The 20,987-nt window shown below is 55.1% G+C and carries 18 protein-coding genes; 13 read left to right on the forward strand and 5 right to left on the reverse strand.

Annotated elements, in window-relative coordinates; genetic code table 11:
- Positions 1-25 precede the first annotated feature (25 nt).
- From msrQ to acuI, 3 genes are all read right to left on the reverse strand, one after another.
- Positions 26-625: a protein-methionine-sulfoxide reductase heme-binding subunit MsrQ gene (msrQ, locus tag KO1_RS25690; protein ID WP_004106263.1), complete on the reverse strand. Its 600-nt coding sequence runs from the start codon at positions 623-625 to the stop codon at positions 26-28.
- Positions 625-1,626 (reverse strand): protein-methionine-sulfoxide reductase catalytic subunit MsrP, encoded by a 1,002-nt coding sequence (gene msrP, locus KO1_RS25695; protein ID WP_004106261.1) that lies wholly within the window; start codon positions 1,624-1,626, stop codon positions 625-627. The genes msrQ and msrP overlap by 1 nt, the downstream gene beginning before the upstream one ends.
- A 78-nt stretch (positions 1,627-1,704) precedes the next feature.
- The gene (acuI, locus tag KO1_RS25700; RefSeq protein WP_004106258.1) at positions 1,705-2,679 is read right to left on the reverse strand and encodes an acrylyl-CoA reductase (NADPH); all 975 of its coding nucleotides are present in this window, start codon (positions 2,677-2,679) and stop codon (positions 1,705-1,707) included.
- Positions 2,680-2,898: 219 nt separating this feature from the next.
- Here acuI and csrD point away from each other — a divergent pair, with 219 nt between their 5' ends.
- From csrD to fucR, 9 genes are all read left to right on the forward strand, one after another.
- Positions 2,899-4,839 (forward strand): RNase E specificity factor CsrD, encoded by a 1,941-nt coding sequence (gene csrD, locus KO1_RS25705; RefSeq protein WP_024274767.1) that lies wholly within the window; start codon positions 2,899-2,901, stop codon positions 4,837-4,839.
- 305 nt (positions 4,840-5,144) lie between these two features.
- Positions 5,145-6,188 carry a rod shape-determining protein MreB gene (gene mreB / locus KO1_RS25710; RefSeq protein ID WP_002918653.1) on the forward strand — a complete coding sequence of 348 codons (1,044 nt, stop codon included), beginning with the start codon at positions 5,145-5,147 and terminating at the stop codon, positions 6,186-6,188.
- 70 nt (positions 6,189-6,258) lie between these two features.
- The gene (gene mreC, locus KO1_RS25715) at positions 6,259-7,245 is read left to right on the forward strand and encodes a rod shape-determining protein MreC (protein ID WP_004106252.1); all 987 of its coding nucleotides are present in this window, start codon (positions 6,259-6,261) and stop codon (positions 7,243-7,245) included.
- A complete protein-coding gene (mreD, locus tag KO1_RS25720; RefSeq protein ID WP_004106250.1) occupies positions 7,245-7,733 on the forward strand; it encodes a rod shape-determining protein MreD in 489 nt (162 codons plus the stop codon). The genes mreC and mreD overlap by 1 nt, the downstream gene beginning before the upstream one ends.
- 7 nt (positions 7,734-7,740) lie before the next feature.
- Positions 7,741-8,322 carry a Maf family protein gene (locus tag KO1_RS25725; protein ID WP_004106247.1) on the forward strand — a complete coding sequence of 194 codons (582 nt, stop codon included), beginning with the start codon at positions 7,741-7,743 and terminating at the stop codon, positions 8,320-8,322.
- Positions 8,323-8,324: 2 nt separating this feature from the next.
- A complete protein-coding gene (gene rng / locus KO1_RS25730) occupies positions 8,325-9,794 on the forward strand; it encodes a ribonuclease G (RefSeq protein WP_004106246.1) in 1,470 nt (489 codons plus the stop codon).
- A gap of 78 nt (positions 9,795-9,872) precedes the next feature.
- Complete coding sequence (yhdP, locus tag KO1_RS25735) at positions 9,873-13,670, forward strand: AsmA2 domain-containing protein YhdP (protein WP_004106244.1); 3,798 nt, start codon at positions 9,873-9,875, stop codon at positions 13,668-13,670.
- A gap of 88 nt (positions 13,671-13,758) precedes the next feature.
- On the forward strand, positions 13,759-15,204 hold the full coding sequence (tldD, locus tag KO1_RS25740; protein WP_016808194.1) for a metalloprotease TldD: 1,446 nt from the start codon (positions 13,759-13,761) through the stop codon (positions 15,202-15,204).
- A 58-nt stretch (positions 15,205-15,262) separates the two neighbouring features.
- Positions 15,263-16,009 carry an L-fucose operon activator gene (gene fucR, locus KO1_RS25745; RefSeq protein ID WP_017145338.1) on the forward strand — a complete coding sequence of 249 codons (747 nt, stop codon included), beginning with the start codon at positions 15,263-15,265 and terminating at the stop codon, positions 16,007-16,009.
- Here the strand turns inward: fucR and aaeR are convergent.
- Positions 16,006-16,935 (reverse strand): HTH-type transcriptional activator AaeR, encoded by a 930-nt coding sequence (gene aaeR, locus KO1_RS25750; protein ID WP_004106239.1) that lies wholly within the window; start codon positions 16,933-16,935, stop codon positions 16,006-16,008. The genes fucR and aaeR overlap by 4 nt on opposite strands.
- A 131-nt stretch (positions 16,936-17,066) precedes the next feature.
- Here aaeR and aaeX point away from each other — a divergent pair, with 131 nt between their 5' ends.
- The 4 genes from aaeX to KO1_RS25770 all read left to right on the forward strand — a co-directional run bounded on the left by aaeX (position 17,067) and on the right by KO1_RS25770 (position 20,601).
- Positions 17,067-17,270, forward strand: coding sequence for a p-hydroxybenzoic acid efflux pump operon protein AaeX (gene aaeX, locus KO1_RS25755; RefSeq protein ID WP_004106237.1), 204 nt, complete (start codon positions 17,067-17,069; stop codon positions 17,268-17,270).
- 7 nt (positions 17,271-17,277) lie between these two features.
- On the forward strand, positions 17,278-18,210 hold the full coding sequence (aaeA, locus tag KO1_RS25760) for a p-hydroxybenzoic acid efflux pump subunit AaeA (protein WP_004106235.1): 933 nt from the start codon (positions 17,278-17,280) through the stop codon (positions 18,208-18,210).
- A gap of 5 nt (positions 18,211-18,215) precedes the next feature.
- Entirely contained in the window at positions 18,216-20,183 is a 1,968-nt protein-coding gene (gene aaeB, locus KO1_RS25765; RefSeq protein WP_016808196.1) for a p-hydroxybenzoic acid efflux pump subunit AaeB, read from the forward strand.
- A 139-nt stretch (positions 20,184-20,322) separates the two neighbouring features.
- Positions 20,323-20,601, forward strand: coding sequence for a barstar family protein (locus tag KO1_RS25770; protein ID WP_049593657.1), 279 nt, complete (start codon positions 20,323-20,325; stop codon positions 20,599-20,601).
- Between the two features lie 50 nt (positions 20,602-20,651).
- On the opposite strand, the gene yhcN-B is transcribed toward KO1_RS25770, so the two are convergent.
- Positions 20,652-20,918 carry a DUF1471 family stress response protein YhcN-B gene (yhcN-B, locus tag KO1_RS25775; protein WP_004106229.1) on the reverse strand — a complete coding sequence of 89 codons (267 nt, stop codon included), beginning with the start codon at positions 20,916-20,918 and terminating at the stop codon, positions 20,652-20,654.
- Positions 20,919-20,987: the final 69 nt, after the last annotated feature.

Consider the following 20,987-nt stretch of genomic DNA (forward strand, 5'->3'; position numbering starts at 1 on the left):
TGCGGGAAACTGCACATATCCGGAATCAGCGCCACCACTGGCGAAACTTCTTGTATCGCCATGCTAAAAGCAGCAGTGCCAGCAGCGCATAAATGATCGGCTGCGGGGATAAAATCTTCACCGACCACAGGTAGTGAATCGGCGCAAGGATCGCGACAACATAGACGAAGTTATGCAATGTTTGCCAACGGCGGCCTAATTTCCGCTGCATCGCCTGGGTGGAGGTCGCCGCCAGCGCCAGCAGAATCAGCCAGCTGAGTAAACCCAGCGTCAGGTAAGGCCTGCTGATAACTTCTGAACCCAAAAGCGCCAGATTGTTAATCCCGAGTTCGAGCAGCGTATAGCTGGTTAAATGCAGCGTTGCCCAGGCAAAGCACCATAAGCCAAGTAAGCGCCGGGTGCGTATCAATAACGGCTGTTTAGCGTAGCGCGCTAGCGGCGAAACAAGCAAGGTAGCCAGCAGGAATTTAAGAGCCATCCTACCGGTAAAGTGCTGAATATCCTTTGCCGGGTCGGCGCTGAAATAGCCCTGCTGCCCGGCCCAGAACAGCCAGACAACGGGCAAAAAGCCAGCCAGATGGAGAAGCACTTTCAGCCAGGTTATCTGCTTTACATTCAGGCGCACTAGTAGTTCTCCCGCAAATTCAGGCCCCGATAGAGCGACGCCACTTCTTCGGCATAGCCGTTGAACAGCAGCGTTGGCTGGCGTTTAACGTCGAGTACGCCGCCGGCGCCGATAAAACGCTCAGTCGCCTGCGACCAGCGGGGATGATCGACATGCGGATTAACGTTGGCGTAGAAGCCATACTCTTCGGGCCCGGCCAGATTCCAGGTGGTGGGCGGACGCTCACGGGTGAGCTCAATACTGACGATGGACTTAATCCCTTTGAAGCCGTACTTCCAGGGCACGGTGAGCCGAACCGGCGCACCGTTCTGCGGGGGCAGCGCCTTGCCATACACGCCCACGCTGAGCAGCGTCAGAGGATGCATTGCTTCATCGAGCCGCAGTCCTTCAACGTAGGGATACGCCAGACCGCCGCCGATAAAACGGTCCTTTTGACCCGGCATCTGCTCAGGAGCATAAAGCGTTTTAAATGCAACGTAGCGAGCATTGCTGGTGGGTTCGACCAGCGACAGCAGCTTATGGAGCGGGAAACCGACCCACGGAACCACCATCGACCAGGCTTCTACGCAGCGCATTCGATAAATTCGTTCTTCCAGCGGGAATCGGCTGGTCAGGTCGTCATGATCGAGCGTGAGCGGTTTTGCCACTTCGCCACCGATCGTCAGCGTCCAGGGATCGGTGCGCAGGCTGCCGGCATTCGCCGCCGGATCGGCTTTATCCAGACCGAACTCATAAAAGTTGTTGTAACCAGCAACTTTATCCTCCGGCGTGAGCGGCAGGTTATTTTGCCATTGCGCCGGTTTTTCGAACGTTAGCGCTTTGCCCGCCGGCGCCGGCGGGCGATCGTTGCCTTTAAACCAATCCAGCAGATCGGCTTGCGCGGAGGGGGTAAGGGAAAGGGCGGTCGCGCTGATGCCCAGCATTTTCAGGACCTGGCGACGTTGCAGCATAAAAACGGATTCTGCCGTAACGTCGGCTTCTGTCAGTTTTTTGGGTTTCATAGCATCCTCCGTCATGCGTTTTTTCTAAGCATGACGGAGGCGAGGCGTTATTGCGAATATGTCACGAAAAATTGCAGATTAGGCGATTTTAACCAGCGTGCGGCCCTGAATCTTATTGGTCATAATCTTTTCAGCAAACTCAGGGGCTTCGGCGAGGGTGATTTCGGTTGCGCTGTGCGCATAGAACGATTCCGGCAGATCGCGAACCAGCCTTTGCCAGGCTTCAGCCCGGCGGGCGGGCGGGGTCATCACCGAGTCAACGCCCTGCAGGCGTACATTGCGCAGAATAAACGGCATCACGGTGGTCGGCAGCGCAAATCCGCCAGCGAGGCCGCAGGCTGCAACGCAGCCGCCGTAGTTCATTTGCGCCAGTACTTTTGCCAGTACTTTATCGCCAACCGTGTCAACAGCGCCGGCCCACAGCTGCTTTTCCAGCGGGCGGGTTTCGGCGAACTCATCTCGGCCAAGGATGCGCTGCGCGCCGAGGGCTTTCAAATATTCATGGGTGCTTTCGCGCCCGGAAACCGCCGCTACCTTGTACCCCAGCTGATGCAGCAAAGCGACTGCGGTGCTGCCGACGCCGCCGCTGGCCCCGGTAACTACAATTTCGCCATCTTCAGGACGAATTCCGGCATCTTCCAGCGCCATCACGCACAGCATGGCGGTGAAGCCCGCGGTACCAATGGTCATGGCTTTACGCCCATTCAGTCCTTGAGGCATTGCTACCAGCCAGTCGCCTTTAACGCGAGCGCGTTCCGCCAGACCGCCCCAGTGGTTTTCGCCAACGCCCCATCCGGTGAGCAGCACCTGCTGGCCCGCATGAAAGCGAGGATCTTCGCTGCTGTGGACCGAACCGGCAAAATCGATGCCAGGAATCATCGGAAAGTTGCGGATGATTTTTCCTTTACCGGTGATCGCCAGCGCATCTTTATAGTTGAGGCTGGACCACTCGATATCCACTGTCACATCGCCCTGCGGCAGCTGGCTGGCGTCAATGGTTTGCACCGAAGAGAGAGTTTTGCCATCCTGCTGTTCTAAGATTAAAGCCTGCATGCGCCGGTCCTCGTAGGTTGGATGATTGGAAAAATTTTTCTGCAGACTATACTCGCTAACGGCATTATTACACCGATGTAACGCAATAAATTGCCAGATACGCCAGCTTTGGTAGTATGCGTCGCTCTTTAGAAAGTTAGTGCTTACTTTAGTTTAGGCGCCAGCACTGGAGCCCGGATGTTTATCGGGCACTCATTCACTCGCGGAGTTAACACAGGGATGCGATTAACGACGAAATTCTCAGCCTTTGTCACGTTACTCACCAGCCTGACTATCTTTGTCACGCTGATTGGCGCTTCGCTGAGTTTTTATAACGGTATTCAGCTAAAAATGACCAACCGCGTTCAGGCGGTGGCAACGATGCTGGATAACCGCCTGGTCTCTATATCTTTTGACCAGTTAGAACCGCAGATGGATGAGCTGATGACGCCGGTCGAAGTCGTGCACGTTGATTTTCAGCTTAATGGCAAATCAGTCTATAGCCATTCCCGCAACGATAACTATCGTCCGTTAGGCAGCAGCAATCAGTTCCGTAGTATCACCGTGCCGTCGCTCAAGCACCCGGGCATGGTTATCCATCTGGTTTATCTGGATCCGATGGCCAATTATTTCCGTTCGCTGCACGTTACCGCGCCGCTTTCCATCGCCATTGGTTTCATGGTGCTGATTATCTTTTTTTCCGTCCGCTGGATCCGTCGTCAGCTGGCGGGCCAGGAGCTACTGGAGCTTCGCTCTGTGCGTATTCTTAACGGCGAACGCGGCCCGCAGGTGCGCGGGTCGGTACACGAATGGCCAGTCAACACCAGCAGTGCGTTAGATACGCTGCTATCAGAACTGCAGTTTGCCAGCGATCAGCGAAGCCGCATGGATACCCTGATTCGTTCTTACGTTGCGCAGGATTCAAAAACCGGACTCAGTAACCGATTGTTCTTTGATAATCAGCTGTCGACGCTGCTTGAAGATCAGGAGAAGGTGGGGTCGTACGGTATTGTTATGATGATCCGCCTGCCGGATTTCGACCTGCTGCGCGATAACTGGGGGCGTACAGCGACTGAAGAGCATTACTTTACGCTGATCAACATGCTTTCCACCTTTATTATGCGTTATCCCGGCGCGCTGCTGGCCCGCTATCACCGAAGCGATTTTGCCGTTCTGCTCCCTCATCGCACGTTAAAAGAGGCGGATAGCATCGCCGGATTGCTATTGAAGGCTATGGATGCCCTGCCGCCAACGCGAATTCTCGATCGTGACGACATGATGCATATCGGGATCTGCGCCTTCCGTAGCGGACAAACGGCAGCCCAGGTGATGGAGCATGCGGAAGCGGCAACGCGCAATGCGGTATTGCAGGGTAGCAACAGCTGGGCCGTCTACGATGACTCTCTCCCGGAAAAGGGACGCGGCAACGTCCGCTGGCGCACGCTTATCGAGCAAATGCTCAGCCGCGGCGGACCGCGTCTCTACCAAAAACCTGCCGTAACGCGTGACGGTCGCGTACACCACCGCGAGCTAATGTGTCGTCTTTACGATGGCAAGGAAGAAGTTATCGCGGCGGAATATATGCCGATGGTACTGCAGTTCGGTCTGGCGGAAGAGTATGACCGCCTGCAAATCACCCGGTTGCTGCCGTTTTTAGGCTTCTGGCCGGAAGAAAATCTCGCGCTACAGGTGACGGTTGAGTCATTAATTCGCCCCCGCTTCCAGCGCTGGCTGCGCGATACTTTGATGCAATGCGAAAAATCGCAACGTCGGCGTATTATTTTTGAACTTGCAGAGGCGGATGTTTGTCAATATATCGGCCGCCTGCAGCCGGTTATGCGGTTGGTTAATGCTTTAGGTGTTCGAGTTGCCGTAGTTCAGGCTGGTCTGACGCTGGTTGGAACCAGCTGGATTAAGCAGCTCGACGTTGAGGTTATCAAGCTGCATTCGGGGTTATCGCGCAATATAGAAAAACGCAGTGAGAATCAGCTGCTGGTGCAGAGTCTGGTGGAAGCCTGTAAGGGGATGCCGGTTCAGGTTTTCGCAACCGGCGTGCTCAGCCGTAGCGAGTGGCAGGTGCTGTCTCAATGCGGTGTCACCGGCGGTCAGGGGGAATTTTTTGCCGCCTCACAGCCACTTGACACAAATGTGAAAAAATATTCGCAAAGATACTCTGTTTGATCTGCCGTTTAGCGTGATTTCACGTAGAATAATGCGCGCCATAGTGATGGGGGTGTGCTTGTCTACCTGCCGGATTGTCGCAATGTAAATGCCAGTGAATGACCTTTGACAGGTTGCAGATTCAAGCGCGGAGCGCTGCTGAAGATTTCGGCATCGGACGGACTCAGTCAAATTTGTAACAAAGGTAACGAACTGCACTAATTTTCACCGCAGCAGATGATTTTTGCGCCTTGTCGCTGCTGCGCGTGGTTGGTAAAGTAAGCGGATTTTGTTTTCCGCCCCAGCTTTCAGGATTATCCCTTAGTATGTTAAAAAAATTTCGTGGCATGTTTTCCAATGACCTGTCCATTGACCTGGGTACCGCGAATACCCTGATTTATGTAAAAGGACAAGGCATCGTATTGAATGAGCCTTCCGTGGTGGCCATTCGTCAGGATCGTGCCGGATCGCCGAAAAGCGTCGCAGCGGTGGGTCATGAAGCGAAGCAGATGCTTGGGCGTACACCGGGCAACATTGCAGCTATTCGCCCAATGAAAGACGGCGTTATTGCCGACTTCTTCGTTACCGAAAAAATGCTTCAGCACTTTATTAAACAGGTGCACAGCAACAGCTTTATGCGTCCGAGCCCGCGCGTGCTGGTGTGCGTGCCGGTTGGCGCGACTCAGGTTGAACGTCGCGCGATTCGTGAATCCGCACAGGGCGCTGGCGCCCGTGAAGTTTTCCTGATTGAAGAGCCGATGGCGGCTGCGATCGGCGCAGGCCTGCCGGTCTCCGAGGCAACCGGTTCGATGGTTGTGGATATCGGTGGCGGGACGACTGAAGTGGCGGTCATCTCCCTGAACGGCGTGGTCTACTCCTCTTCCGTACGTATCGGCGGCGACCGTTTTGACGAAGCGGTGATTAATTATGTGCGTCGTAACTATGGCTCCCTGATCGGCGAAGCGACCGCAGAACGTATCAAACACGAGATCGGTTCCGCTTATCCGGGTGATGAAGTTCGCGAAATCGAAGTTCGCGGGCGCAACCTTGCTGAAGGCGTACCACGCGGCTTTACGCTGAATTCCAATGAAATCCTCGAAGCGCTGCAGGAGCCGCTGACCGGCATCGTTAGCGCGGTGATGGTCGCGCTGGAGCAGTGCCCGCCGGAACTGGCTTCCGATATCTCCGAACGCGGTATGGTTCTGACCGGCGGCGGCGCGCTGCTGCGCAACCTTGACCGCCTGTTAATGGAAGAGACAGGAATTCCTGTCGTAGTTGCAGAAGATCCACTGACCTGCGTCGCTCGTGGCGGCGGCAAGGCACTGGAAATGATCGATATGCACGGCGGCGACTTGTTCAGCGAAGAGTAGTCAGCCTGAGATCCGGGTAGCTGGCTTACGGCTGCCCCGGTCTTAACTGACACGAGAATACGCATAGCCTATGAAGCCAATTTTTAGCCGTGGCCCGTCGCTACAGATTCGCCTTATTCTGGCGGTTTTGGTGGCGCTTGGCGTGATAATCGCCGACAGCCGCCTGGGTACGTTCAGCCAGATTCGAACGTACATGGATACTGCCGTCAGCCCTTTCTACTTTGTCTCTAATGGTCCCCGGGAACTGCTGGATAGCGTTTCGCAAACGCTGGCCACCCGCGACCAGCTCGAACTGGAAAACCGCGCGCTGCGCCAGGAACTGCTGTTAAAAAACAGCGATCTATTGATGCTGGGTCAGTATAAACAGGAGAACGCGCGTCTGCGCGAGCTGCTGGGCTCTCCGCTGCGTCAGGACGAGCAAAAAATGGTGACCCAGGTCATCTCAACGGTTAACGACCCATACAGCGATCAGGTTGTTATCGATAAAGGCAGCGTTAACGGCGTATATGAAGGTCAACCGGTCATCAGCGATAAAGGCGTCGTCGGCCAGGTGGTCGCGGTGGCGAAGCTGACCAGCCGCGTGCTGCTGATTTGCGATGCCACTCATGCGTTACCGATTCAGGTGCTGCGTAACGATATTCGCGTGATTGCGGCAGGCAACGGTTGTACTGACGATCTGCAGCTGGAACATCTGCCGGCCAATACTGATATTCGCGTCGGCGACGTCCTTGTGACTTCGGGGCTCGGCGGCCGCTTCCCGGAAGGGTATCCGGTGGGCGTGGTCTCTTCCGTTAAGCTGGATACGCAGCGCGCGTACACGGTGATTCAGGCCCGTCCGACCGCCGGTCTGCAGCGCTTGCGCTATCTGCTGCTGCTGTGGGGCGCCGATCGCAACGGAGCTAATCCCATGACGCCGGAAGAGGTTCATCGCGTAGCGAACGAGCGCCTGATGCAGATGATGCCGCAGGTTCTGCCTGCGCCGGATGCGATGGGGCCGCAGATGCCGGCGCCAGCAACCGGTATGCCACAGCAGCCTCTGCCTGCAGGGGGGCAATAGTGGCAAGCTACCGTAGCCAGGGACGCTGGGTTATCTGGCTCTCGTTCCTTATTGCACTCTTGTTGCAGATTATGCCCTGGCCGGCGGACATTAGCGTTTACCGGCCAAACTGGGTATTTCTCATCCTGTTGTACTGGATTCTTGCGTTGCCCCATCGGGTTAACGTCGGCACAGGCTTTGTGATGGGCGCAATCCTCGATCTCATTAGCGGTTCGACGCTTGGCGTTCGCGCACTATCATTAAGTATTGTGGCTTATCTGGTTGCGCTGAAATATCAGCTGTTCCGCAATCTGGCGCTCTGGCAACAGGCGCTGGTGGTAGTCATGTTATCCCTCGCCGTGGATATCATTGTTTTCTGGGCAGAGTTTTTAGTGATCAACGTCTCTTTCCGCCCGGAAGTGTTCTGGAGTAGTGTAGTAAACGGTGTGCTCTGGCCATGGATTTTCCTGCTAATGCGTAAAGTGCGTCAGCAGTTTGCGGTGCAATAAGGTTGATATGACGACTCTGTATCTGGCTTCAGGCTCTCCCCGTCGGCAGGAACTGCTGACTCAGCTCGGTCTCTCTTTTGAACGCGTGATTCCCGGTATTGAGGAACAGCGCCGTCCCCAGGAGAGCGCGCAGCAGTATGTTGTACGTCTGGCGCGTGAGAAGGCTCAGGCTGGAGTGGCGTTAGCGCCGCTTGATCTCCCCGTACTGGGAGCGGATACCATTGTCATCCTTAATGGTGAAGTGCTGGAGAAGCCGCGCGATGCCGGCCACGCCGCCGAAATGCTGCGTATGCTTTCCGGGAAAACCCATCAGGTGATGACCGCCGTGGCCCTGGCCGATAAGCAGCAGACGTTGGATTGCCTGGTGGTCACGGAGGTCACTTTCCGTGTGCTCTCAGTACAGGATATCGCCGATTATGTTGCCAGCGGCGAACCTTTAGATAAAGCAGGTGCATACGGTATTCAGGGGTTGGGTGGCTGTTTTGTCAGGAAGATAAACGGCAGCTATCACGCCGTAGTGGGCTTACCGCTGGTGGAGACGTATGAGTTGCTGAGTAACTTTAACTCACTGCGTGAAGAAAAGGGATAAAGATGACTGCTGAATTATTAGTTAACGTAACGCCATCGGAAACGCGCGTCGCTTATATTGATGGCGGTATTCTTCAGGAAATTCATATTGAGCGTGAAGCGCGACGCGGAATAGTAGGCAATATCTACAAAGGTCGTGTCAGTCGGGTGCTGCCGGGAATGCAGGCGGCTTTTGTAGATATTGGCCTCGATAAAGCCGCGTTTCTGCACGCTTCCGATATTATGCCGCACACCGAATGCGTGGCAGGCGAAGAGCAAAAACAGTTCACCGTTCGCGATATTTCCGAACTGGTGCGTCAGGGGCAGGATTTAATGGTGCAGGTGGTGAAAGACCCGCTGGGTACCAAAGGCGCCCGTCTCACCACCGATATCACCATTCCTTCTCGCTATCTGGTCTTTATGCCAGGCGCTTCGCACGTCGGCGTCTCTCAGCGTATTGAAAGCGAAGCGGAACGTGAGCGCCTGAAAAAAGTGGTGTCTGAATACTGTGACGAACAGGGCGGTTTCATTATTCGTACCGCGGCTGAAGGGGTACATGAGCAGGAGATGGCCGCAGATGCCGCCTACCTCAAGCGCGTCTGGACAAAAGTCATGGAGCGCAAAAAGCGCCAGCAGACGCGTTATCAACTGTACGGTGAACTGGCCCTGGCGCAGCGCGTGCTACGTGATTTCGCCGATGCGCATCTTGACCGTATTCGCGTAGACTCCCGTCTGACCTACGAATCGCTGCTTGAGTTTACCGCCGAATATATTCCGGAGATGACCAGCAAGCTGGAGCACTACAGCGGCCGCCAGCCGATTTTCGATCTCTTTGACGTGGAAAACGAAATCCAGCGCGCGCTGGAGCGTAAAGTTGAACTGAAATCAGGCGGTTATCTGATCATCGACCAGACGGAAGCGATGACTACCGTCGATATCAATACCGGAGCATTCGTCGGTCACCGTAATCTTGACGATACTATTTTTAATACCAATATTGAGGCGACCCAGGCCATTGCCCGTCAGCTGCGTCTGCGCAATCTTGGCGGTATTATCATCATTGATTTCATTGATATGAATAATGAGGATCACCGTCGGCGGGTGCTGCATTCGCTGGAACAGGCGCTGAGCAAGGATCGGGTAAAAACCAGCATAAACGGCTTCTCTCAGCTTGGGCTGGTGGAGATGACCCGCAAGCGCACCCGCGAAAGTGTGGAGCACGTGCTGTGCAATGAGTGCCCGACCTGCCACGGCCGCGGCACGGTGAAAACGGTAGAAACGGTGTGCTACGAAATCATGCGTGAAATCGTGCGCGTACACCACGCCTACGATTCCGACCGATTCCTGGTCTATGCTTCTCCTGCGGTAGCGGAAACTCTGAAAGGGGAAGAGTCGCATGCGCTGGCGGAAGTCGAGATCTTTGTCGGTAAGCAGGTCAAAGTACAAATTGAACCGCTCTATAATCAAGAGCAGTTTGATGTAGTTATGATGTAATCATCCGTTTTGCCTGGCTCACTTCAGGACAGGGGCAGGTAAAAGGATGGCGCGTAAAAGGCTGACAAGGAGAGATGCGTGAGGCGACTGCCCGGGATTTTACTGCTCACCGCGGCAACAGTGATTGTTGTCGTCGCACTGCTGGTGAGCGGTCTGCGTCTCGTACTGCCGCAGTTGAACAGTTGGCGTCCGCAGGTGCTGGAAAAAGTATCGGCGATGGCCGGCGTACCGGTCGATGCCTCACAAATTACCGCCAGCTGGCAGACGTTTGGCCCGACGCTTGATGTCCGTGATATCAAGGCAGGCCTGAGCGACGGCGGTGAGCTTTCCGTCAAACGCGTCACTCTGGCGCTCGACGTATGGCAAAGTCTGCTGCATATGCGCTGGCAGTTTCGCGACCTGACCTTCTGGCAGCTACAGGTTCATACCAACACGCCGATCCAAACCAATAACAGCGGCGAAGGTCTGAAAACTGACCGCATCAGCGATCTTTTCCTCCGCCAGTTCGATCACTTTACCCTTCGCGATAGTCATCTGAGCTTCCTGACGATTTCCGGTCAGCGGGCAGAACTTACGATTCCGCAGCTTACCTGGCTGAACGGTAAAAATCGCCATCGCGCGGAAGGACAGCTTAGCCTCAGCAGCCTGACCGGCCAGCATGGCGTGATGCAGGTGCGAATGGATCTGCGCGACGAAGACGGTTTGCTCAATAAGGGGCGTGTCTGGCTTCAGGCCGATGATATCGACGTTAAGCCCTGGCTTGGACGCTGGATGCAGGACAACATCGCCCTACAGAGCGCGAAGTTTAGCCTGGAAGGCTGGATGACTATCGATAAAGGCGATGTCGCCAGTGGCGATGTGTGGCTGAAAAAAGGCGGCGCCAGCTGGCAGGGCGATAAAGATAAGCATCATCTGTCGGTCGATAATCTGACCGCGCACATCTATCGCGATAACCACAGCTGGGGCTTTCGCATCCCGGACACGCGTATCTCCATGGATGATAAACCCTGGCCGCGCGGCGCGCTGGCGATGGCGTGGATACCTGCCCAGGATGTCGGCGGAACAAATGCTCAACGCAGCGATGAGCTGCGCATACGCGCCAGCAACCTTAATCTTAGCGGCCTGACCGGGCTGCAGCCGATGGCGGATAAACTGGCGCCGTCGCTGGGTGAAATCTGGCGTACAACGCAGCCGGATGGCAAGATCAATCTTCTGGCGCTCGATATTCCTCTCCAGATGGCGGAGAAAACGCGTTTCAAAGCGGACTGGAGCGACATGTCCTGGAAGCAGTGGAAGCTGTTGCCCGGCGCGGAGCATTTTTCCGGCAGCATTGCCGGGAGCGTGGAGAACGGTATCCTGCATGCCAGCATAAAGCAGGCAAAAATGCCTTATGAGACGGTATTTCGCGCGCCGCTGGAGATCGCTAAAGGCGATGCGACGCTCAGTTGGATAAAGAACGACAAAGGTTTTATGCTCGACGGTCGCGATATTGACGTGCAGGCTACCGGCGTTCGCGCCCGCGGCGGCTTCCGCTATCTGCAACCGCAGGGTGATGAACCCTGGCTCGGTATTCTGGCCGGTATCAGTACCAATGATGGCGGTCAGGCATGGCGCTACTTCCCTGAAAATCTGATGGGTAAAGAGCTGGTGGATTATCTTAGCGGGGCGATTAAAGGCGGCCAGGCCACCGACGCCACGCTGGCTTACGGCGGTAATCCCCATCTGTTCCCTTACAAGCACAATGAAGGTCAGTTTCAGGTCTCGGTACCGCTAAAAAACGCCACCTTCGCCTTTCAGCCTGACTGGCCAGCGCTCACCGGCCTGAATATCGATCTTAACTTTATCAATGACGGGCTGTGGATGAAGGCCGATAAGGCGATGCTCGGCAAAGTGACGGCCAGTAATCTGGACGCGGTGATACCGGACTACTCGCGAGAAAAACTGCTGATTGATGCCGATGTTAACGGCCCGGGTAAAGAGGTTGGTCCTTACTTTAACGAGACGCCGTTGAAAGAGACGCTGGGCGCGGCGCTGGACGAGCTTCAGTTGGATGGGGATGTGAGCGCTCGCTTACATTTGAACATCCCGCTGGACGGCGAGATGACCACCGCCAAAGGCGACGTCCAGCTGAAGAATAATAGTCTGTTTATCAAGCCTATCGATACCACGCTGCAAAACCTGAGCGGTAAATTCAGCTTTGTAAACGGCGATCTGAAAAGCGAACCGATGAGCGCGACCTGGTTTAATCAGCCGCTGAACGTTGATTTCTCGACCACCGAGGGCGAGAAAGCGTTCCTGGTTAACGTCGGGATGAACGCCAACTGGGAGCCTGCGCGTACCGGTCTGTTGCCGAAAGCGCTGGAGAACAGCCTGAGCGGCAGCGTGCCCTGGGACGGTAAAGTGGCGATTGAGCTTCCGTACCGCGGCAGCGCAAATTATAAAGTCGATATTAACGGTGAGCTGAAAAACGTAAGTAGTCACTTACCTGCTCCGGTTGATAAGCAGGCCGGTGAGCCTTTACCGGTAAAAATTAAGGTTGATGGCGGATTAAGCAGCTTTAATTTGACCGGCTCCATGGGGACGAAGAATCACATTAATAGCCGCTGGCTGCTGGGCAATAAGCTCACACTAGATCGCGCGATTTTAACTTCTGACAGTAAAGCCGTATCTCCGCTGCCTGCGCAGTCAGGCGTCGAGCTGAATATGCCGCCGATGGATGGCGCGCAGTGGCTGGCGCTGTTCCAGCGCGGTGCGGCAACTGACGTCAGCAGTAGTATTGTCTTCCCGCAGCAGGTCACGCTGCGTACGCCGACGTTAACGATGGCGGGTCAGAGCTGGAATAACGTCAGCCTGGTCTCCCGGCCCGATGCAGGTGGAACGAAGATTGAAGCTCAGGGGCGTGAAGTCAACGCTACCCTGACGATGCGCAAAAATGCCCCGTGGCTGGCGGCCATTCGCTACCTCTATTACAACCCAACTTCGGCGAAAAGCAGCGGGACGGAAAATAGCAGCGCTCCGCTGACCGAGACAAAAGTAGATTTCCACGGCTGGCCCGATCTCCAGCTTCGCTGCGCAGAGTGCTGGCTGTGGGGGCAAAAATATGGTCGTATCGACGGCGATTTTACGATCAGCGGCGATACCCTGACCCTGGCGAACGGGCTGGTGGATACCGGTTTTGGCCGTCTGACGAGCGATGGCGTATGGGTTAGCGCCCCGAGCGGCGTACGGACCTCATTAAAAGGTAAGCTGCACGGGAATAAAACCGATGATTTTGTAAACTTCTTCGGCGTGTCCACACCGGTAAAAGGATCGTCGTTCGATATTGATTACGATCTACACTGGCGCGCGCCGCCGTGGCAGCCGGACGTTGCTTCGCTTAACGGCATTCTTAAAAGCCGTCTCGGGAAGGGAGAGTTTACCGATATCAGCACCGGACACGCCGGCCAGCTTCTGCGCCTGCTGAGCGTTGATGCGCTGCTGCGCAAGCTGCGCTTCGACTTTAGCGATACGTTCAGCGAAGGGTTCTACTTCGATTCGATTCGCAGCACGGCATGGATTAAAGACGGCGTTCTGCATACCGATGATACCCTGGTCGATGGTCTGGAAGCGGATATCGCAATGAAAGGCTCGGTGGATCTTGTTCGCCGCCAGCTGGATATGCAGGCCGTGGTTGCGCCGGAAATCTCCGCGACCGTAGGCGTTGCGGCGGCCTTTGCCGTTAACCCGATAATCGGTGCTGCGGTCTTTGCCGCCAGTAAGGTGCTGGGACCGCTATGGAATAAGGTCTCTATTTTGCGCTATCGCATCACCGGTCCTATCGATCAGCCGCAAATTAACGAAGTGCTGCGCCAGGCGCGGAGCGACAAAAAGCAATGATTTGACGATTGCGGGGAATTACCGCACTCTCAATAGATAGCGTTTTTTATTTCCGCCCGAGAGGCGGCAACAAACGAGTAGCATAACGATGAGTCTGAACCTGGTAAGTGAACAATTACTGTCGGCAAACGGCCTGAATCATCAGGATCTGTTTACCATTCTTGGCCAGCTGGCCGAGCGTCGTCTGGATTACGGCGATCTCTATTTTCAGTCGAGCTATCACGAGTCCTGGGTTCTGGAAGACAGCATCATAAAAGATGGTTCGTACAATATCGACCAGGGCGTCGGCGTTCGCGCGGTGAGCGGGGAAAAAACCGGCTTTGCGTACGCTGATCAGATTAGCCGGCTGGCGCTGGAACAGAGCGCGCAGGCGGCACGCACCATCGTGCGCGATCGCGGTGATGGTAAAGTTCATACCCTTGGAGCGGTGGAGTACAGCTCCCTCTATACCAGCATTGACCCGCTGCAGAGCATGAGCCGCGAAGAGAAGCTGGATATTCTGCGCCGGGTCGATAAAACCGCCCGCGCGGCCGATAAACGCGTGCAGGAAGTGTCCGCCAGTCTGACCGGTGTCTATGAGTTAATTCTTGTTGCCGCCACCGACGGCACGCTAGCGGCTGACGTTCGTCCGCTGGTTCGTCTTTCCGTCAGCGTGCTGGTGGAAGAAAACGGCAAACGCGAGCGCGGCGCCAGCGGCGGCGGCGGCCGCTTTGGCTACGACTATTTCCTGGCCTCGCTGGAGGGAGAAGTGCGCGCTGATGTTTGGGCGAGAGAAGCCGTGCGTATGGCGCTGGTCAACCTGACCGCCGTCGCAGCGCCTGCCGGGATGTTGCCGGTTGTTCTGGGTGCTGGCTGGCCTGGCGTGCTGCTGCATGAAGCCGTTGGTCACGGCCTGGAAGGCGATTTTAACCGTCGCGGAACCTCGGTGTTCAGCGGTCATATGGGGGAACTGGTGGCCTCTGAGCTATGTACCGTTGTGGATGACGGCACCATGGCCAACCGTCGCGGCTCCGTCGCCATTGACGATGAAGGTACGCCTGGGCAGTATAACGTGCTGATCGAAAACGGGATTCTGAAAGGTTATATGCAGGACAAGCTCAACGCCAGGCTGATGGGCGTGGCGCCAACCGGTAACGGTCGCCGCGAATCCTACGCGCATCTGCCTATGCCGCGTATGACCAACACCTACATGCTGGCGGGTAAATCCACGCCGCAGGAAATTATCGCATCGGTCGATTACGGTATCTATGCGCCGAACTTCGGCGGCGGTCAGGTAGATATCACTTCCGGGAAATTCGTTTTCTCTACCTCGGAAGCCTACCTGATTGAGAAAGGGAAAGTGACCAAAGCGGTGAAGGGGGCAACGCTTATCGGCTCCGGCATTGAAGCGATGCAGCAGATTTCGATGGTGGGGAACGATCTGAAGCTGGATAGCGGCGTCGGCGTTTGCGGTAAAGAGGGCCAGAGCGTGCCGGTTGGCGTCGGTCAGCCCACGCTGAAAGTGGATAAACTCACCGTCGGCGGTACCGCCTGATCCCTCATCATGCGCTTTCGCATTCCGCGAAAGCGCAAATTACCTCCGCGGGGTCGCGATGAAAGCCGCGCGTCAGCAGCAGATAGTTGAGTTACTCAATCAGCATCACACTTTAACCACCGAAGCGTTGTCCCATCTTCTGCAGGTCAGCATTGAGACCATTCGCCGCGATTTGAGTGAGCTACAGAGGCAGGGGAGCATTCAGCGTAGTCACGGGCGGGCGCGAGTTCTTCAACGCGATAATCATCACGGCGAGAAGCCTTTTCATCGTCGCGTGAAAAGCCACTATGCCCATAAATCCGATATTGCGCGTACGGCGCTGGCGTGGATTGATGCAGGCATGACGATCGCGCTGGATGCCAGCTCAACCTGTTGGTTTCTGGCGCGTCAGCTGCCGGATATTAACCTGACGGTATTTACCAATAGCCACCCGGTCTGCGTTGAACTTGGCCGCCGCGAGCGGCTCCAGTTAATTAGCGCCGGTGGTCAGCTTCTGCGTCAATATGGCTATTACGTTAACCCCGCGCTGTTATCGCAGGTCAAATCGCTGGAGATCGATCTGTTTATTTTTTCCTGCGAAGGGATCGATAACGATGGCGTACTCTGGGATTCCAGCGTTAACAATGCCGCGTACAAATCCTTGCTCCTGAAACGGGCGGCGCAGTCGCTATTGCTTATCGACAAAAGTAAATTTCATCGTGCCGGCGAGGTGCGCATCGGAAATCTCAGCGAAGTGACGCAAATCATTTCCGATGCCGGACCTGATAATGAGTTAATGCCCTCTTTGGCTGATTTGGACGGCTAGCGGGCAATTCCCCGACCGTGCATGCCCTGATAAATTTTTGCCACCCCGACGAAATACTCCGTCAGATAATTAATGCATACCTGTACTTTCAGAGGCAGCTTATCTTTCTCGGTATACAGCGCGTAAACCGGGCGCGGATCGGACTGGTAGCTCGGCAGCAGGATCTCCAGTTCGCCGCGGTTGATCTCGTCGATCGCCCACATCAGCGGAACATAAGCCACGCCGACGCCTGCCGTCAGCCAGCGGACCAGCGTCATTGGATCGTTAGTGACAAATCGGCCCTGAGGGATCAGTTTGGTTGAGATCCCTTCCGGGGCGATGATTTCAAATTCGTTATCCGGCCGGACGCTGTATTCCAGCCAGGAGTGGCTGGCGAGATCTGCTGGTTTTTCCGGACATCCGGCATGCTGGAGATAGCTTTTCGCCGCGCACAGCACCATCGGCATCGAACCCAGGCGGCGGGAAAAGAGGCTGGAATCCTGCAGCGCCCCCACGCGAATAACCACATCCAGACCGTCCGCAATCAGGTCCGGAGCGGGGATGCCCGTGACCAGATTTATCGATAGTCCGGGGTGCTCTTTAAGCATGTCCGCCGTTATGCGCGCCAGGACATTCTGTGCCATAGTTGAAGAACAGCCGATGCGCAGGGTACCGATGGGCGTATTGTTAAACGCGTACAACTGTTCATGGACATCCTGGACTTCGAACAGCATTCGCCGACAGCCCTGATAGTAGATTTTTCCCGCTTCTGTTAAGCCAAGGCTACGCGTACTGCGGTTGAGCAGCTTAACCTGCAGCTCATCTTCCAGTTTGGCTACCGTCTGGCTGATGGAAGAAACGCTCATCTGGAGCTGGCGAGCCGCGGCGGTAAATGACCCTAATTCGACCACTCTGGCAAAAACGGACATGCGTTTTAATCGTTCCATTATTCACTCTGGCTTAAAAGTGATTTAGATCACACATTGTAGATAAGGCTGCAATTGTTACGGTACTATATAGTTAGCTAAATAATAAACGCATTGCGCATATCACCTGCACGCTTCTTATCAAGGTCATCATGAGTCTGTTTCCTGTCATTGTGATTTTCGGCTTGTCATTTCCGCCGATCTTCTTTGAGTTGCTGTTGTCGCTCGCCGTCTTCTGGCTGGTGCACCGCCTGCTGGTTCCAACGGGCATCTATGATTTTGTCTGGCACCCGGCCCTGTTCAATACCGCGCTATATTGCTGCTTGTTTTATCTGATATCACGTTTGTTCGTTTGAGGTTGATGTGAAAACACTAACAAGAAATATCCTCCGTACCGCAATCACTGTGATACTGGTTATCCTTGCATTTATGGCGATTTTTCGCGCATGGGTGTACTACACCGCATCGCCCTGGACGCGCGATGCGCGCTTTAGTGCGGATATTGTAGCCATTGCCCCCGATGTTTCCGGCCTGATTTCGCAGGTGAATATCAAGGATAACCAACTGGTTAAGAAAGACCAGGTTTTGTTCGTCATTGACCAACCGCGTTACCAGAAAGCGTTAGCAGAGGCCGAAGCCGATGTCTCCTATTACCAGACTCTGGCGCAGGAGAAGCGCGTGGAAGCCGGTCGTCGTAACCGTCTTGGCGTCCAGGCCATGTCCCGGGAAGAGATAGACCAGGCGAATAACGTCCTGCAAACCGTTGAACATCAATTAGCCAAAGCGACGGCGAGTCGCGATCTGGCGAAGCTTGACCTTGAACGGACGGTGATTCGCGCTCCGGCCGATGGCTGGGTGACCAACCTGAACGTGTACCGCGGCGAGTTTATCACCCGAGGTTCCACCGCGGTTGCGCTGGTGAAGCAAAATACCTTCTATGTCATGGCCTATCTTGAAGAGACCAAGCTTGAAGGCGTGCGCCCCGGGTTTCGTGCTGAAATTACCCCTCTGGGAAGCGTACATACCCTCAGGGGGACCGTCGACAGCATCGCTGCTGGCGTCACCAATGCCAGCAGCAGCAGCGATTCAAAAGGGCTGGCCTCTATTGATTCTAATCTTGAGTGGGTGCGCCTGGCGCAGCGGGTACCGGTACGTATTCGCCTTGATCAGCAGCAGGGCAATCTCTGGCCAGCGGGCACCACGGCGACGGTGGTGATCACGGGTAAAGAGGATCGCGATACCAGTCAGGCAAACTTCTTCCAGAAACTGGCGATGCGCCTGCGTGAGTTCGGTTAATCGCCATGGGGATCTTCACCATCGAACTCCGGCATCTCCGCTTCGCCGTTAAGTTAGCCTGCGCGGTGGTGCTGGCGTTATTCGTCGGTTTTCATTTTCAGCTGGAAACTCCGCGCTGGGCGGTGCTTACTGCAGCGATCGTTGCTGCCGGTCCGGCATTTGCCGCAGGCGGGGAGCCTTACTCCGGCGCCATTCGCTATCGCGGGATGCTGCGTATCGTCGGCACCTTTATCGGCTGTATCGCCGCATTGGCGATTATCATCCTGATGATCCGCGCCCCGCTGTTGATGGTACTGGTCTGCTGCCTGTGGGCGGGCTTCTGTACCTGGATCTCCTCGCTGGTGCGGGTTGAGAACTCCTATGCGTGGGGTCTGGCGGGTTATACCGCGCTCATCATTATTATCACTATTCACGAAGAGCCGATGCTGGCGCCGCAGTTCGCCGTCGAACGATGCAGTGAGATTGTCATCGGTATCGTCAGCGCCATTGTGGCCGATCTGCTGTTTTCTCCGCGATCGATAAAAAAAGAGATCGATCTTGAGCTGGATAACCTGCTGATCGATCAATATCGCCTGATGCAGCTTTGCGTGGCCCATGGCGATAAAGATGAGGTCGATAAGGCCTGGAGCGCCCTGGTACGCCGTACCAACGGGCTGGAGGGGATGCGCGCCAACCTGATCATGGAGTCTTCGCGCTGGGCTAAAGTGAATCAACGCCTGAAGGCGATCAACACCCTCTCTTTGACCCTGATTACTCAGGCCTGTGAAACCTTTCTGATTCAGAACACCCGGCCTGAGATAGTGACGGATGATTATCGGGAGCTCTTTGCTGAACCGGTTGAGACCGTGCAGGACGTGCACCGTCAGCTAAAACGTATGCGCCGCTTTTTGACCTGGAAGGGGGAGCATAATACGCCGGTGACGATCTACAGCTGGGTAGGTGCTGCGACGCGCTATCTGCTTTTGAAGCGGGGCGTGGTCGGCAATACCAAAATCAGCCGTATTGAAGAGGAAGTACTGCAGGGCGAAGTGGTGGTGAAGGTGGAATCCGCCGAGCGCCATCATGCGATGGTGAACTTTTGGCGAACTTCCATCTCTTGTATCCTCGGTACGTTGTTCTGGCTATGGACCGGCTGGACTTCGGGAAGCGGGGCGATGGTGATGATTGCGGTTGTTACGGCCCTGGCGATGCGTTTGCCAAATCCGCGGATGGTGGCTATTGATTTCCTTTATGGCACGCTGGCGGCTTTACCTCTGGGCGCGCTGTTTTTCCTGGTGATTATGCCTGCGACGCAGCAAAGTATGCTGCTGCTGTGCATTAGCCTTGCGGTGATGGCATTTTTTATCGGCATCGAGGTACAGAAGCGGCGCCTGGGGTCGTTGGGCGCGCTGGCCAGCACGATTAATATCCTGGTGCTCGACAACCCGATGAAGTTTGAATTCAACCAGTTTCTTGATAGCGCCTTAGGTCAGATCGTAGGATGCTTCCTCGCGCTGATGGTGATCCTGCTGGTGCGTGATAACTCCCAGGCTCGCACCGGACGCGTGCTGCTTAACCAGTTTGTCTCGGCAGCGGTATCATCGTTGACCACCAATACGGCGCGACGTAAAGAGAACCATTTGCCCGCTCTGTATCGTCAGCTTTTTTTATTGCTGAATAAGTTTCCTGGCGACATCGCGCGCTTTCGTCTGGCATTAACCCTGATTATTGCCCATCAGCGGCTGCGCGATGCACCGGTACCGATAAACGACGATCTGTCCGCCTTTCACCGGCAGCTGCGTCGCACGGCGGATCGCGTCATTTCCGCGAAGAGCGATGATAAGCGTCGCTACTATTTTGCCCGTTTGCTTGATGAACTGGATATCTATCAGCAAAAATTACAGCACTGGGAAGCCTCTTCCCAGGTGACCGAGCCGGTACGAAGGCTGGTGGATATGCTGCATAAGTATCAGCACGTACTCACCAACAGCTAGCATCCATAACCGACGCCTGAAGCGTCGGTTTTTTTATCGCTATACTTAATCGTCAGAAAACGAATTCCTCCAGCAGAGTGGGACGATACGCCGGAATATCGGGCTAAGACGAGCTGCAGGTGTGGACAGGATGCGGGCAATGAGGACTACCTATACCTTTGATTTTGACGAAATAGCTGAGCAGCAGGATTTTTATCGCGAGTTTTCACGTACTTTTCACTTAGAGCGTGAGAAAGTGAACAACCTTGATTCATTATGGGATGCGGTGATCGCCGGGTTGCTGCCGCTACCGCTGGAGATTGAGTTTATTCATTTAAGCGATAATCAGCGACGCCGATTCGGCGCATTAATTCTGCTTTTTGATGAGGCGGAAGAGGAGCTGGAAGGAGAGCTTCGTTTTAATGTGCGGCATTCATAAAAAAGCCCCCGACAGAGCGGGGGCAAGTCGTCGGATAAGACGACGAGGGTTTATTTGTACAGTTCAGCCGTAGCGTGCCAGTTATCGCCGGTACGGGCTTCAATGATGCGGTAGCTGCTGGCGCCTTCTTTTTCAGCTTTAGCCGCCAGCTCCTGACGCATATCCATCGGTGCGCTGCCTACCTGAGAAACGGAAACGGTGCCCATGGACTGTAGATTTTGCGCCTGTTCTGCGTTCACTTGGTTAACGGCGGCGTTTGCACCGAAAGAGAGAACGGAAGCCAGACCCAGGGATGCGATGATAATTGCGCTTTTCATAATCTTTTCTCCAACCTTCATATTTTCAGCGGCGGAAAGTTGTAATCAACTTGAGGCCGCTGAAGAGAT

This window comes from Klebsiella oxytoca NBRC 105695 (assembly GCF_001598695.1).
GTDB classification, from domain to species: domain Bacteria; phylum Pseudomonadota; class Gammaproteobacteria; order Enterobacterales; family Enterobacteriaceae; genus Klebsiella; species Klebsiella oxytoca.